The sequence below is a fragment of the Neorhizobium sp. T25_27 genome (assembly GCF_002968565.1).
Taxonomy (GTDB): Bacteria; Pseudomonadota; Alphaproteobacteria; order Rhizobiales; family Rhizobiaceae; genus Neorhizobium; species Neorhizobium tomejilense.
The window spans coordinates 206,423-219,737 of the sequence record NZ_PVBJ01000005.1 but is presented as its reverse complement, the minus strand read 5'-3'; the positions used below and the strand labels follow the sequence as shown (position 1 = coordinate 219,737).

General features: G+C 60.2%; 14 protein-coding genes. 10 read left to right on the top strand and 4 right to left on the bottom strand.

All coding sequences use genetic code 11. From position 1 onward, the window contains the following. Window positions 1-76: 76 nt before the first annotated feature. Window positions 77-703: a hypothetical protein gene (locus C5J24_RS16710; protein WP_245446668.1), complete on the bottom strand. Its 627-nt coding sequence runs from the start codon at window positions 701-703 to the stop codon at window positions 77-79. Window positions 704-928: 225 nt separating this feature from the next. Next, complete coding sequence (locus C5J24_RS16705) at window positions 929-1,819, bottom strand: LysR family transcriptional regulator (RefSeq protein WP_105419411.1); 891 nt, start codon at window positions 1,817-1,819, stop codon at window positions 929-931. Window positions 1,820-1,919: 100 nt separating this feature from the next. On the opposite strand from C5J24_RS16705, the gene C5J24_RS16700 reads away from it, so the two are divergent. From C5J24_RS16700 to C5J24_RS16655, 10 genes are all read left to right on the top strand, one after another. Continuing rightward, window positions 1,920-3,575 (top strand): carboxylesterase/lipase family protein, encoded by a 1,656-nt coding sequence (locus tag C5J24_RS16700; protein ID WP_245446667.1) that lies wholly within the window; start codon window positions 1,920-1,922, stop codon window positions 3,573-3,575. Between the two features lie 15 nt (window positions 3,576-3,590). Then, complete coding sequence (locus C5J24_RS16695; RefSeq protein ID WP_245446665.1) at window positions 3,591-4,169, top strand: flavodoxin; 579 nt, start codon at window positions 3,591-3,593, stop codon at window positions 4,167-4,169. 328 nt (window positions 4,170-4,497) lie between these two features. Then, window positions 4,498-5,532: a substrate-binding domain-containing protein gene (locus C5J24_RS16690; RefSeq protein ID WP_105419409.1), complete on the top strand. Its 1,035-nt coding sequence runs from the start codon at window positions 4,498-4,500 to the stop codon at window positions 5,530-5,532. A gap of 188 nt (window positions 5,533-5,720) precedes the next feature. Further along, window positions 5,721-7,205, top strand: coding sequence for a phosphate ABC transporter permease subunit PstC (gene pstC, locus C5J24_RS16685; protein WP_105401424.1), 1,485 nt, complete (start codon window positions 5,721-5,723; stop codon window positions 7,203-7,205). Further along, on the top strand, window positions 7,202-8,521 hold the full coding sequence (gene pstA / locus C5J24_RS16680) for a phosphate ABC transporter permease PstA (protein WP_105419408.1): 1,320 nt from the start codon (window positions 7,202-7,204) through the stop codon (window positions 8,519-8,521). The genes pstC and pstA overlap by 4 nt, the downstream gene beginning before the upstream one ends. 13 nt (window positions 8,522-8,534) lie before the next feature. After that, complete coding sequence (pstB, locus tag C5J24_RS16675) at window positions 8,535-9,350, top strand: phosphate ABC transporter ATP-binding protein PstB (RefSeq protein ID WP_046668027.1); 816 nt, start codon at window positions 8,535-8,537, stop codon at window positions 9,348-9,350. Window positions 9,351-9,395: 45 nt separating this feature from the next. Beyond that, entirely contained in the window at window positions 9,396-10,109 is a 714-nt protein-coding gene (gene phoU / locus C5J24_RS16670) for a phosphate signaling complex protein PhoU (protein ID WP_105401106.1), read from the top strand. A gap of 21 nt (window positions 10,110-10,130) precedes the next feature. Then, window positions 10,131-10,814 carry a phosphate regulon transcriptional regulator PhoB gene (gene phoB, locus C5J24_RS16665; RefSeq protein WP_037084667.1) on the top strand — a complete coding sequence of 228 codons (684 nt, stop codon included), beginning with the start codon at window positions 10,131-10,133 and terminating at the stop codon, window positions 10,812-10,814. 14 nt (window positions 10,815-10,828) lie between these two features. Further along, window positions 10,829-11,515: a winged helix-turn-helix domain-containing protein gene (locus C5J24_RS16660; RefSeq protein WP_105419406.1), complete on the top strand. Its 687-nt coding sequence runs from the start codon at window positions 10,829-10,831 to the stop codon at window positions 11,513-11,515. 253 nt (window positions 11,516-11,768) lie between these two features. Further along, window positions 11,769-12,125 (top strand): endonuclease domain-containing protein, encoded by a 357-nt coding sequence (locus C5J24_RS16655; protein WP_105419404.1) that lies wholly within the window; start codon window positions 11,769-11,771, stop codon window positions 12,123-12,125. Between the two features lie 257 nt (window positions 12,126-12,382). Here C5J24_RS16655 and C5J24_RS16650 read toward each other — a convergent pair whose 3' ends face one another. Further along, complete coding sequence (locus C5J24_RS16650; RefSeq protein ID WP_105419402.1) at window positions 12,383-12,970, bottom strand: ImmA/IrrE family metallo-endopeptidase; 588 nt, start codon at window positions 12,968-12,970, stop codon at window positions 12,383-12,385. Continuing rightward, window positions 12,937-13,299 carry a helix-turn-helix transcriptional regulator gene (locus tag C5J24_RS16645; RefSeq protein ID WP_172724019.1) on the bottom strand — a complete coding sequence of 121 codons (363 nt, stop codon included), beginning with the start codon at window positions 13,297-13,299 and terminating at the stop codon, window positions 12,937-12,939. The genes C5J24_RS16650 and C5J24_RS16645 overlap by 34 nt, the downstream gene beginning before the upstream one ends. Window positions 13,300-13,315: the final 16 nt, after the last annotated feature.

Genomic DNA, 13,315 nt, shown 5'->3' with positions numbered 1-13,315 from the left:
CATTGTCGCGGTTCGACAATCTTTAAAGCGCCGTATGCCGGAAGGCCTACGGCGCTGTTGGTTTAAAGGGCGGTTCTCAGAGAGCCGCGTCCGTGTCGAGCTGGTCGCGGACCTGGTCGATCTTGCCGACGGCCGGCCCCACTCCAAGCTCGTCCTGCGCCCATCCGAAGGCCTCGTCGCTCACCGGCGCGCCCGCGAAATCCTCCAGCGCATCGCGAAGCGCTGCCTCGCCGAGCTCGGGATCGGTGGCGGCAGGATCGATGCCGTTCGTCTGTTCGTATTGCGCATAGGCCTTCACATAGGCCGAGAGCGAGGTCATCCGCGGATCGTTGGTGTTGAGATAGGCGTGGTAATTGCGCTTCAGGGAGCTGAGGCCTGCCACTTTTGCGGCCTGCGGCTTGGTTTTCTCCGCTGGCGTTGCCTTCGAGACCTTGCGGTCGGCATCCTTCTTCGTCTGCTCCTTGCCAGAGCCGAGACTGGCCGAGGTCGACCGGCTCTTGCCGGAATTGCCATGGTTCGAGACGTCGTCGCGACCACCGCCCTTGCCGCCGCCGTTTCCACCGCCGCCACCATTACCGCCGCCGTTACCGCCACCATTGCCATCCTTGGCCAAGGCGAGGTCCGGAAATCCGGTTACGCCTCCGCCGACGGACACTGCGGCGAGCGCAAGGACGACGATGCCGTTCTTGAGGACCTTGTTCATGTTCACCCATCTCCTGATATACATTGCCAAAGCCACAAGAAGCTTGTGCTTCGTGGCTTTTCGGATGCCGTACATTCTGGAGCAGCAGCCGATATAAATCCATGGGATTAGGACCAATGAGCCTGCCTTCGGGACCAAGGTCCGGTGGGGGGCGGGGACATTAGTCTCATTGGGCCTGCGGTCCACATGACCTGCCCGGCCGCGCGTCGTCGCTTTGACTGTAACCTAGGCGCGGTAACGAAGCGCGTTCAGCAGGAGCACGAATGCGGGGGAATGCTGCCGCCGGCTCGGGTAATACAGATGATAGCCAGCGAAGGGCGGGCACCAATCTTCAAGAACACGGACTAGGCGTCCGTCCTCGATATATGGCTGGGCGTAGTCCTCCAGCATATAGGCGATGCCGAGGCCAGTGAGGGCCGCGTTGATCCTGAGTGAACCGCTGTTGAACACCGCCTGTCCGTCAACCCTGACGTTGACGACTTTTCCAGCCTTCTCAAACTCCCACGCATTGATGGCCTTGGAGGTGGGCATCCGGATGTTGATGCAGTTGTGACGCGTCAGATCCTCGGGAGTTACGGGCAGTCCCTGCTTTTCGAAATAGGATGGTGAGCCGACCACCGCCATTCTCAGGTCAGGCCCGATGCGCATCGCGATCATGTCTTTCTCGACCTGTTCCCCCAGACGAACCCCGGCATCAAACCGCTCGGCCACGAGATCGACCATGGCCGCATCGACGATCACTTCGATCTTCACCTCCGGGTATTCGCGGAGAAACGTCTCGAGCACCGGCCACAGGATTGCCTCGGCCGCGTGCTGGCTCGACGTGATGGCAATCCTTCCGGCAGGGCGCTCCCGGAGATGCATCAATGAATCAAGCTCCGCGTCGATCTCCTCGAAACGGGGCCCAAGCGATGCCAGGAGGCGCTCGCCCGCTTCCGTGGCCGAAATGTTTCGGGATGTCCGTGCAAGAAGCCGCAACCCAAGACGTTCTTCAAGGTTCTTGATCGTCTGGCTCAGAGCTGACTGCGAGACGTTCAATCTTGCCGCGGCCTTCGTGAAGCTGCCCTCTCGGGCGACGGCGACGAACACGGCAAGGTCGTTATAAAGCTTGGCCATCGATAAGTTTTCCTAATAGCCCCTAGAGCATTCCATCATCTTTTCGATGGAAGCAAGTCGGACTAGGTTTCCTTGCGCGATCGAGGACATGGAGAAAACGATGAAGGCCGGGCAGCAGAGCAGACGCGGGTTCCTTTCCACCCTGGCAGTCGGCCTGGCCGCGCCGGTCTTTTTCAGAGGCACCATGTCGATGGCGGCCCAATCCACGACCGTCGAGATCAGGAACGGCGTCCTGCGTGGCTCCTTTGCAAAGGGGGCCGTCAGCTTCAAGGGGATCCCCTATGCCGCAAGCACGGCCGGTGCCAATCGCTTCAACGCTCCGCAACCGGTGCAGGACTGGGCAGACGAGCGCGATGCCACGAAATACGGCTCCCTCAGCCCGCAGATCAACACCGGAATGAGCGGGCCTGTGTTCGGCTGGTATAATCAGAACGAGCCGCTTGGCGAGGACTGCTGCGTCCTCAACGTTTTCACGCCCGACCTGGACAGGAATGCCAATCGCCCGGTGATGTTCTACATCCATGGCGGCGGATACATCAACGGCGGGGGAGGCGGTGCCGGCCTGGACGGAAGCAATCTCGCCCGCTACGGCGAGGTCGTGGTCGTCACGATCAACCACCGCCTCAACGCGTTCGGCTACACCAATCTGTCCCACCTCGATGCCGAGCGTTTCGGTGACGCAGCCAATGCCGGAAATCTCGACATCGTTGCGGCACTCGAATGGATCCGCGACAATATTGCTGCATTTGGCGGAGACCCCGGCAGCGTAACCGTCTTCGGGCAGTCCGGCGGCGGATCGAAGATCATGACCTTGCTGGCGATGCCGAAGGCCCAAGGTTTGTTCCATCGCGCCATCAGCATGAGCGGCGCGGCCGGCCTCAACGTCGATCCGGCGGCGGCCATGGAGCCTTATGCCAACGCGTTCATCAAGGAGCTCGGTGTCGATCCGAAAAACCTCGCCGCGGCACAGCAGATCCCGATGCAGGCCGTGCTCGATGCACGCAACCGTGCCGTGGCCGCCTCGTTCGAAGGCGCCCGCCCGGTCATCGACGGAAAGCACATCGTCACCCGTCCGATGACGGCGGAAGGCCTCGCAATGCATGCCAAGGTGCCGCTGATGATGGGGAGCACCAAGACGGAGGCCAGCCTGTTCTTCCAGAGCGACATGCGGAACTTCAAGCTCACCGACGATCAGATGCGGACGAGGATGCGCACGGTGTTCAAGATCGACGACCGGAAGGTTGATGCGATCGTGGCGGCGTACCGCAAGGCGTCACCCGAGATGACCCCGTCCGACATCCTGGTCGCCGTTGCCTCCGACGTGCAGTTCCGCCTTCCGCTGACCGGGGCCGCCGAAACCAAGTCGGGCGCCTCCGGGCAGGCTCCCGTCTACATGTACAGTTTCAACTGGCCCATCCCGTGGGAGAACGGCGTGCTCGGCTCGCCGCATGCCGTCGACATCCCGTTTGCGTTCGGCACAGTCAACGAGGCCGGGGAGATGACCGGGCCGGGCGACGAGGCGATGGAGACCTCCATGAACCTGATGTCGGCCTTCGCGAACTTCGCGCGGACCGGAAACCCGAACAACGACCGTATGCCGGAATGGAAGCCGTACGACACTGCCGCGAGGACGACGATGCTGATCGATGCCAAGTGTGAGGCTGCCACGGACTGGCGGGGTGACGCCCTCCGGGAGGTCTCGACACTGAAGATCGATCCGTTCAATCGCGCGGCGCTCTACAAATACGAGTCCTGACGGAGGAGGCGGGGCGTGAGCCATGAGATCCCGAAACGCACGCTCTTGAAGGCGATATCGCTGACAGCCGCAGGTGTCGTCATGCCCCGGGTGCCGGCACTCGCAGGCACGCAGCCCCGCGTGCTGGTGGCCTATTTCTCCCGAACCGGAAACACCCGGGTGATCGCGAAACAGATCCGGCGCGCCCGCGATGCCACGCTCTTTGAAATCACGGCGGCGACGCCCTATCCGGAGGATTACCAGGCAACGGTCGCTCAGGCTGCGGCAGAGACCAGATCCGCCTATCTGCCGCCCCTCATGCATTTTGTTGCCGACATTCAATCCTACGACACGATCTTCCTGGGCTTCCCCATCTGGGGAATGACCGCGCCGCCGGTGATCCGCTCGTTCCTGCTGGCGCACGACCTGGCGGGCAGGCAGGTCGTTCCGTTCATGACCCATGGCGGTTATGGCCAGGGCGACAGCATCGGCGTTGTCGAGGCCTATGCCCCCAAGGCAACCGTCCGCCCCGGCTTTTCCCTGGAGGCCGATCAGGAGAGGCGCACGCTGGATACGGTCTCGACCTGGCTGGACACCATGCCGCGGAGCGACTGAGGCGTTCCGCTGGCCAGATAGAAGCTCCCTGTATTCCGTGGCAACGATCCGTCGGGCTCTTGCGCGACGTCGAACACGGATGTCACATCAGACTATCCTGACGCGTTCGACGAACTGCGGCGGTGGGAGTGTCCACTCTCGCCAATATCGCTGTCATAACCCATATTCCGTCCTTTCTGCCGGAGCAGGCATGGCGGCTGCAAACCTGTGCAAATGCTGGGGCGCGTCCTTTTCATAAATGAAATAAATCTGTCACAAAACTGTAATGAGCAACAGATAGAGGGTAGCCGACGCCCAAGCGTCAATCCGAATTCCAAGGGAGAAATCCATGAAGAAGTATCTAGGAAGCTGCGCTGTAGCCGCAATTCTGCTGGCCACCGCAGGCGTCGCAACGGCTCGCGATCAGGTTCAGGTTGCCGGTTCCTCCACCGTTCTTCCCTATGCGAAGATCGTTGCAGAAGCTTTCGGCGAAGCCTTCCCGAAGTTCAAGACCCCGATCGTCGAGTCGGGCGGCTCGGGCGCGGGCCTCAAGGAATTCTGCAAGGGCGTCGGCGAAGCCACGATCGACATCGCTAATTCTTCGCGTCCGATCAACAAGAGCGAACTGGAAGCCTGCAAGGCCGCCGGCGTGACTGACGTCCAGGAAATTCGCATCGGTTACGATGGTATCGTCTTCGCGGCCGCCAGCAGCAACGGCGACATGAAGATCGAGCCGAAGGACTTCTACAAGGCTCTTGCCGCTGAAGTGGTTGTTGACGGAAAGCTCGTCGCCAACCCTTACAAGAACTGGTCGGAGATCAACCCGACTCTGCCGAAGGGCCCGATCGCTGCCTATATTCCGGGCACGAAGCACGGTACGCGCGAAGTCTTCGAAGAGAAGGTATTGTCGGAAGGCTGCAAGGAAGTTGGTGCTGCGGAAGCCATCAAGAAGCTCGTTCCGGACGCCAAGCAGGCGACCGCCAAGTGCATTGCTGTTCGCAAGGACGGCGTTGCTGTCGACATCGACGGCGACTATACCGAGACGCTCGCTCGTATCGCCGCCAACAAGACTGGCGTCGGCGTATTCGGCCTCGCCTTCTACGAAAACAATGCCGATAAGCTGAAAGTCGCCACCGTCAACGGCATCAAGCCGACCGCGGCTGTGATTGCTGACGGTACCTATCCCGTCTCCCGCCCGCTGTTCTTCTACGTCAAGAAGGCTCACCTGGGTGTTGTTCCGGGCCTCAAGGAATACGTCGAGTTCTTCACCTCTGATGACATGATCGGTCCTGACTCGCCGCTCGTCGAGTACGGCCTCGTTGCCGCTCCGGAAGCGCAGCGCGTGCAGCTCCGCAAGGACTTTGCCGCTGGCAAGACCATGTAATTGAAAGACCGGCGCCGCTTTTGAAGCGGCGCCGTTTTCTCTCCGACCGAGGGCTTTTGCCTTGGTGGGGAATCGTCGGTTTTGTGGCGATGGTGTTGCGCGAGGCGCGACGGCGATGCGATCGGTTCCGATGAACGGAGCTGGGCGGTGATGGGTTGCCGCCGAAGGCGGTACGCCGGGGGATTATGATGAACACATCACTAATATTGTTGATTTTGGCGATAATCGGCATAGCCGGTTACGTCGCCGGTGCCCGGTATGCAATGGCACTGGTCGGAGGAATTTCCTCCAAACTTCATTCGCGGCCTGGATATTACGGTTCTTTTGTCGCCGTCTGGGCGATCCTGCCGGCCGTCGTCATTCTTTTTGTCTGGCTGGTCGCCAGCCCCATGTTTATCAGTTCCTCGGTGCGCGGCGCGTTTCCCGAGGAGGTGAAAACCCAATCGCAGGCCGAGCAAGGCCTGAGCTACGGCATGATCACCTCGATCGCCCGCGGCATGAACGCACTGACCGGCGACGAGATCGCCCGCATCGAGAATAATCCGGTGGAGCTTCGTGCTGCGCTTGGCGCCAAGGGCGTTCCGCTTGCGGGTGATCCGCAGCCCTTCATGGTCAAGGCCGCTGCCGAACTGAACAGGATGACCTTCGTCAGCCGTATCCTCATGACGATCCTCGTTCTGGGGGCTTCCATCGGCGGCGCTCTCTTTGCTTACCGCCAGATCGCGCCGCGCTTCCGTGCCCGCAATCGGGTGGAAAAAGTGATCCTCGGCAGCCTCGTCGTCGCTTCTTCGATCGCTATTCTGACCACGGTCGGCATCGTCGCATCGATGCTGACGGAAGCGGCCCACTTCTTCACCGCCATTCCTGCCTGGGAATTCTTCTTTGGCACGGTATGGGATCCGCGTTTTGCGGCTGCGGGTTCGGGTGGCTCCGAAGGTCAGTTCGGCCTCATTCCGCTGCTGCTCGGCACGCTCTATATCGGTTTCGTCGCGATGCTCTTCGCGGTTCCGATCGGCCTCTTTTCGGCAATCTACATGTCGGAATACGCGTCGCCGAAGGTCCGCTCGGTTGCCAAGCCGCTGCTCGAAGTGCTCGCCGGCATTCCGACCATTGTCTACGGCTTCTTCGCATTGACGACGGTCGGTCCGTTCCTTCGCGACATTTCCTCGCAGCTGAACGGCCTTGTCACCGGCGACTATGCCAACTTCATCCAGGCACAGAGCGTTCTGACGGCCGGTTTCGTCATGGGCATCATGCTGATCCCCTACGTCTCCTCGCTGTCGGACGATATCATCACGGCAGTGCCGCGGGCCCTGCGTGACGGTTCGCTCGGTCTCGGCGCCACCCGTTCGGAAACCATCAAGAAGGTCGTCCTGCCCGCCGCTCTGCCGGGCATCGTCGGCGCGCTCCTGATGACCGCCTCGCGCGCCGTCGGCGAAACCATGATCGTCGTGCTTGCGGCCGGTGTCGCCGCCCGCCTGCAGATCAATCCGTTCGAGCCGATGACGACCGTGACCGTGAAGATCGTCAACCAGCTGACGGGTGACCTTGAGTTTACCTCGCCGCAGACCCTGGTTGCCTTCGCGCTGGGCATCACGCTGTTCGCCATCACGCTTTGCCTCAACATCTACGCGCTCTATATCGTGCGCAAATACCGGGAGCAGTACGAATGACCGATGTGGTTTCTCCCGCCGCCGGCATCCCCAAGGCCAAGTCCGTCCGTCGCGATATCGGCATCAAGCGCCGTTACGCCGCCGAGCGTCGCTTCCGAGCCTATGGCATCGCCGCGCTTTCCTTCGGCATCATCTTCCTGATGCTTCTCCTGTGGTCGGTGGTCTCCAAGGGATACACCGCCTTCCAGCAGACCATGATCACCATGCCGGTCGAGTTTTCGCAGCAGATCATCGACCCGCAGAACGAACGCGCCACCAACCCGCAGAAGCTGATGACGGCGAACTATCCGGTCGTCGCCCGCAATGCGCTCGCCAAGCTGCTCAATGTCAGCGTGGACGACCGTGTCGCAGCCCGCGCAGTCAGCCAGATGCTGTCGGATGGCGTCCGCGTTCAGCTGCGTGACCTGGTGGTCGCCAATCCGGCGATCATCGGCACGACGCAGACGGTAAGACTGCTCGCTTCCGGCGATATCGACTCGGCCTACAAGGGCCAGATCGACCTCAACGTCGGCCAGGAGAACCGCAAGATCAACGACCAGCAGCTCGGCTGGATGACCCAGCTCTCCGACAGCGGAGCGCTTGCCAAGCATTTCAACAGCGGCATTTTCGTCAACGGCGCATCGAGCCGTCCGGAAGCGGCTGGCGTCGGCGTCGCGCTCATCGGCTCGTTCTACATGATGCTGATCGTGCTTGTCCTGGCGCTGCCGATCGGCGTCGCCGCCTCGATCTATCTCGAGGAGTTCGCCCCGAAGAACAAGTTCACCGACCTGATCGAGGTGAATATCAACAATCTCGCGGCCGTTCCCTCGATCGTCTACGGTCTTCTCGGTCTGGCGGTCTTCGTCAACTTCATGGGCCTGCCGCGTTCCGCCTCCTTCGTCGGCGGTCTGGTGCTCACCCTCATGACGCTGCCGACGATCATCATCGCGACCCGCGCGGCACTGAAGGCCGTGCCGCCATCGATCCGGGCGGCCGCCCTCGGGCTCGGCGCATCGAAGATGCAGACGATCTTCCACCATGTCCTGCCGCTTGCCATGCCGGGCATCCTGACGGGCACCATCATCGGCCTGGCCCACGCACTCGGCGAAACCGCGCCGCTGCTGCTGATCGGCATGGTGGCCTTCGTCGCCAACTATCCGACCACGCCGCTCGACCCGTCGACGGCGCTGCCGGTCCAGATCTACATGTGGGCGAACGAAGCGGAGCGCGCGTTCGTCGAGCGTACCTCGGGAGCAATCATCATCCTGCTCCTGTTCCTCATCCTGATGAATGTTGGCGCAATTCTCTTGCGGCGTCGCTTCGAGCGGCGCTGGTAGAAGGAGTATGACAATGAATATGATGTCAGAATCGGCAGTAGAAAAGGCGCTGGACCAAAAGATGAGCGATGCTTCCCACAAGATGATCGGCAAGGACGTTTCGGTTTACTACGGCGAAAAGCGTGCGCTTTTCGACGTGAACCTCAACGTCCGCGAAAACACTGTGACGGCTCTCATCGGTCCTTCCGGCTGCGGCAAGTCCACCTTCCTGCGCTGCCTCAACCGCATGAACGACACGATCGAGAATTGCCGCGTCACCGGCAAGATCACCCTCGACACGGACGATATCTACGACAATAACATCGACGTCGTGGAACTTCGCGCCCGCGTCGGCATGGTGTTCCAGAAGCCGAACCCGTTCCCGAAGACCATCTACGAGAACATTTCCTACGGTCCGCGCATCCACGGCCTTTCCAAGAACAAGGCCGACATGGACCAGATCGTCGAGGCGAGCCTGCAGCGCGCCGGCCTCTGGGGCGAAGTCAAGGATCGCCTGCACGAATCCGGCACGGGCCTCTCCGGCGGCCAGCAGCAGCGTCTGTGCATCGCCCGTGCGATCGCCGTGTCGCCGGAAGTCATCCTCATGGACGAACCCTGTTCGGCTCTCGACCCGATCGCGACCGCCAAGGTTGAAGAACTCATCCATGAGCTGCGTGCCAACTACACGATCGTCATCGTGACGCACTCGATGCAGCAGGCTGCCCGCGTGTCGCAGCGCACCGCCATGTTCCATCTCGGCCAGCTCGTCGAGGAGAACGACACCGACAAGATGTTCACCAATCCCGACGATCAGCGCACCCAGGATTACATCATGGGCCGCTTCGGCTGATCCAGCCGATTGTGCCGCCTGAAAATCAATTTTGAGGACTAGAAGATGGCATCGACCCATATCCTGTCGGCTTACGACGACGAACTGAAATACCTGAGCCGCCGCATTTCCGAGATGGGTGGCCTCGCCGAGCAGATGTGCTCGGACGCTGTGCGCGCGCTGGTCAATTCCGACGCCGCACTCGCGCAGAAGGTCATCTCCGACGACGTGATCCTCGATCACGCCGAGCGCGAGATCGGCGACAAGGCGATCATCACGATCGCCCGCCGCCAGCCGGTTGCGGCCGACCTTCGCGAGATCGTCGGTTCGCTGCGCATCGCCTCCGATCTCGAGCGCGTCGGCGACCTTGGCAAGAACACCGCCAAGCGCGTTATCGCGGTTCAGGGCACCGGCGTTCCGCGCAAACTCGCCCGCGGCCTCGAACATCTCTCCGATCTCGCCCTCGTGCAGCTCAAGGACGTCCTCGACGTCTACGCGACGCGTTCGGCGGAAAAGGCCGAGGCGATCCGCAGCCGCGACGAGGAAATCGACGCGATGTACACCTCGCTGTTCCGCGAACTCCTCACCTACATGATGGAGGATCCGCGCAACATCACCACCTGCACGCATCTCCTGTTCTGCGCCAAGAACATCGAGCGTATCGGCGACCACGCCACCAACATCGCCGAAACCATCTACTACATGACGACGGGCGCCCAGCCGGAAGGCGATCGTCCGAAGGACGACTCGTCGAACACGCTCGGCGCGATCACTGAATAGAACTGACGGAGCAGGCCAAGAATGCTGCCGAAAATCGCTGTCGTAGAAGACGAAGAAGCGCTGAGCGTGCTTCTTCGTTACAATCTGGAAGCCGAGGGTTATGAGGTCGATACCGTTTTGCGGGGCGACGAAGCCGAAATTCGGCTTCAGGAGCGGGTACCGGACCTTCTGATCCTGGACTGGATGCTGCCCGGTGTTTCCGGCATCGAACTCTGCCGCCGGCTGCGCATGCGCCCGGAAACGGAGCGCCTGCCGATCATCATGCTGACGGCCCGCGGCGAGGAGAGCGAACGTGTTCGCGGCCTCGCCACCGGCGCCGACGACTATGTGGTAAAACCCTTCTCGACGCCGGAACTGATGGCCCGCGTCAAGGCCATGCTGCGCCGGGCCCGTCCCGAGGTGCTCTCCAGCGTTCTCCGCTGCGGCGATATCGAACTCGATCGGGAAACCCATCGCGTTCACCGCAAGAGCCGCGAAGTGCGTCTGGGCCCGACCGAATTCCGCCTGCTCGAATTCCTGATGGCAGCGCCAGGGCGGGTCTTCTCCCGCTCGCAGCTTCTGGACGGCGTCTGGGGCCACGACATCTATGTCGACGAGCGTACCGTCGACGTCCATGTGGGAAGACTTCGCAAGGCACTCAACTTCTCCAACATGCAGGATGTCATCCGCACCGTCCGCGGTGCCGGATACTCCATGGAAACATAGTTGGTGGCCACGAGATGAGCGCGCGGGTCCTGTTGGTCGACGACGACGAGTCGTTCCGTCTGATATTGCAGAAAGCCCTCGTGGCCGACAGCTTCGTCGTATCGATGCTGGCAAGTGGAGCCGAGATCTCAAATCGCCTGAAAGCCGTTCCGCCGGATATCCTGGTCATGAGTTCGGATCTTCCGGGCGTGCGAGGTCTCGAGGTCTGCCGGGAGGTCCGTCTCGACCCTATCCTGTCGCGCCTTCCGATCATCCTCCTTGTGCCGTCGGGTGGCGAAGGCCTTCACCTCATCGCGCTGGCGGCGGGCGCCGACGATTGCCTCATGAAGCCATTTTCCCCGGTCGAACTCGTTGTCCGTGTGAAAAACCTGCTGAGGCGCGTCAACCCCGCCCTCCTGGACCACATGCTCAAGGTCGGCGATCTCACGCTCGACCGGGAGGCCCACCGGGTTCACCGGCAGAAACGTGAGGTCAAGCTCGGGCCTAAGGAGTTCAAGCTTCTTGAATTCCTGATGCGGACACCGGGCAAGGTTTATTCCCGCTCGGAGCTCAAGGCATCCCTGTGGGGCGACGACACGACCGTCGATGAACGCGCCATCGACGTCCATATCGGCCGGCTCCGCAAAGTCATCAGCCTCGGCAAGTCCGACAACGTGATCCGGACCGTGCGCGGCGCCGGATACGCATTGGGCGATTTCTGACGCCCCCATTGGCCTCGAGGCTCACCTTTATCCTGACCGTCTCATGCCGCCGGCGGATCATAGCCATGGAAGCTGGCGGGTTTGCTGTGGGCGTCGGCGTTGGATCCCCTCTCTTGGAATTTCTAACACTTAGCTGAAGCTAAAATGTTGAAATTCCATTCTCCCCCGCCAGGGGGGAGATAGGGTACCTGCCGCGCTCTTGCCGTATCCTTCGTCTCCGTGCGTAAATGCATGGCCACCATCGGGGATTGTGATGCGCCGCGACATTCCGGATCGACATCGACGGTTTGCGAGAACCATGCGGTCGGGCTCGACCAAGGCGGAAAATATCCTGTGGCAGGCCGTCCGCAACAGGCAGATCGGCGGCTTCAAGTTCAAGCGTCAGGTTCCGCTGGACGGTTATATCCTCGATTTCCTCTGCTTCGAAGGGCGGTTGATCATCGAGGTGGATGGCGGACAACACGCCGGGAGCATATCCGACCAAATCCGGGATGCATATTTCCAAAGCCAGGGCTTCCGCATCCTGCGCTTCTGGAACGACGAGGTGGTGACCAATCTCGATGGCGCGGTGCTGACCATTCTGGCGGAGTTGAAGAACGGCGGGGAGTGAATCTGCCGATCGGTCGGCGCCTCCGCGCCTGCCTCACTATGGTGCAACGGCGCCGCGGGTTACCTCTCCCCCCTGCGGGAGAGGAAGAAAAATCGGTACTTAGCGTCAGCTAAGTGCCAGATTTTTCAGGTGAGGGGATTTGCTGTTGGCGCCGGCGTTGAACCCCCTCTCTTGGAATTTCTAACACTTAGCTGAAGCTAAGATGTTGAAATTCCATTCTCCCCCGCTAGGGGGGAGATAGGGCGCCTGTTGCACCATCACCTTTTTATAGGCCCAGTCGTGGCAAGATCACGCATTTCAATTCGCCTGGAAAGGGTAACGTTACCTTTTGCGATATTAAGAGGTATGCCGGTTCGCCGTGAAAGAGATTGAATATCGGACCTCAACGCGTAGGAAATAAATGGAGGTGCAAGAAAATGTCTCGCAAACATATCGGCTTGGGCCTCCGCACTTTCAGTAGAGTTCATTCCCCTGATGGCAGCGTCGTAGGTATCAATAGTTTTATGTAGTGTTTTGTTTTTGCTGGCGTGAAGTATATAGTGGCCAATCTCGTGAGCGATAACAAATCTACACCCTGCATCGCCTTCACAAGCGCTGTTGTATATAGATTCGCGTATTACTATTCTCTTATTTTTTGGATCGCTAAAGGCTTGCCCATTAACTTCGGCATCCACCTTTATAACAATATGGAAGCCTGGGAACAATTCGCGCATTTTGAATTCTAATATTTCAATAACGTCAACGAGTTCGACGTGAGCCACATCGAACTCGTGACGATATTTCTGAGCGATCTCAGCCATTTGCCGAGAGTTCAGTCCGTTTCGAATAAAGATGTCTGTCGCCATCTTTCTTTCTTATAGGCCGCCATATCAATCACTTTAGCGGTGACTTTGGCGGCTTCCTTTGGTTGCACAGGCGCAACCGGAGCTTGAGCGATAGGCTGCGGCTTCCGGGGCTTTTTCATGTCACCTAGCATATCAACGGGAAAGCTCAAGAGCTTGGAAATTTTCTCCCATTCCGCTTCAGTTGGCCACTTTTCCCCGTTCTCCACCGAGCTTAGATCACTCGTGGCCATTTGGAGCATCTGGCCCAACTGGTACGTCGTCAATCTAGTATCGCTTCGTGCCTTTTTAATCATGTGGCCCAAGCGCTTCATATTTTCAGACTGTTCCATATTTGAGCCCTCAAAG

What these genes read in the sequence shown, in the direction of transcription:
- C5J24_RS16710 (WP_245446668.1), bottom strand. Translation starts at nt 703, where the DNA reads ATGAACAAGGTCCTCAAGAACGGCATCGTCGTCCTTGCGCTCGCCGCA.
- C5J24_RS16705 (WP_105419411.1), bottom strand. Translation starts at nt 1,819, where the DNA reads ATGGCCAAGCTTTATAACGACCTTGCCGTGTTCGTCGCCGTCGCCCGA.
- C5J24_RS16700 (WP_245446667.1), top strand. Translation starts at nt 1,920, where the DNA reads ATGAAGGCCGGGCAGCAGAGCAGACGCGGGTTCCTTTCCACCCTGGCA.
- C5J24_RS16690 (WP_105419409.1), top strand. Translation starts at nt 4,498, where the DNA reads ATGAAGAAGTATCTAGGAAGCTGCGCTGTAGCCGCAATTCTGCTGGCC.
- pstC (WP_105401424.1), top strand. Translation starts at nt 5,721, where the DNA reads ATGAACACATCACTAATATTGTTGATTTTGGCGATAATCGGCATAGCC.
- pstA (WP_105419408.1), top strand. Translation starts at nt 7,202, where the DNA reads ATGACCGATGTGGTTTCTCCCGCCGCCGGCATCCCCAAGGCCAAGTCC.
- pstB (WP_046668027.1), top strand. Translation starts at nt 8,535, where the DNA reads ATGAATATGATGTCAGAATCGGCAGTAGAAAAGGCGCTGGACCAAAAG.
- phoU (WP_105401106.1), top strand. Translation starts at nt 9,396, where the DNA reads ATGGCATCGACCCATATCCTGTCGGCTTACGACGACGAACTGAAATAC.
- phoB (WP_037084667.1), top strand. Translation starts at nt 10,131, where the DNA reads ATGCTGCCGAAAATCGCTGTCGTAGAAGACGAAGAAGCGCTGAGCGTG.
- C5J24_RS16660 (WP_105419406.1), top strand. Translation starts at nt 10,829, where the DNA reads ATGAGCGCGCGGGTCCTGTTGGTCGACGACGACGAGTCGTTCCGTCTG.
- C5J24_RS16655 (WP_105419404.1), top strand. Translation starts at nt 11,769, where the DNA reads ATGCGCCGCGACATTCCGGATCGACATCGACGGTTTGCGAGAACCATG.
- C5J24_RS16650 (WP_105419402.1), bottom strand. Translation starts at nt 12,970, where the DNA reads ATGGCGACAGACATCTTTATTCGAAACGGACTGAACTCTCGGCAAATG.
- C5J24_RS16645 (WP_172724019.1), bottom strand. Translation starts at nt 13,299, where the DNA reads ATGGAACAGTCTGAAAATATGAAGCGCTTGGGCCACATGATTAAAAAG.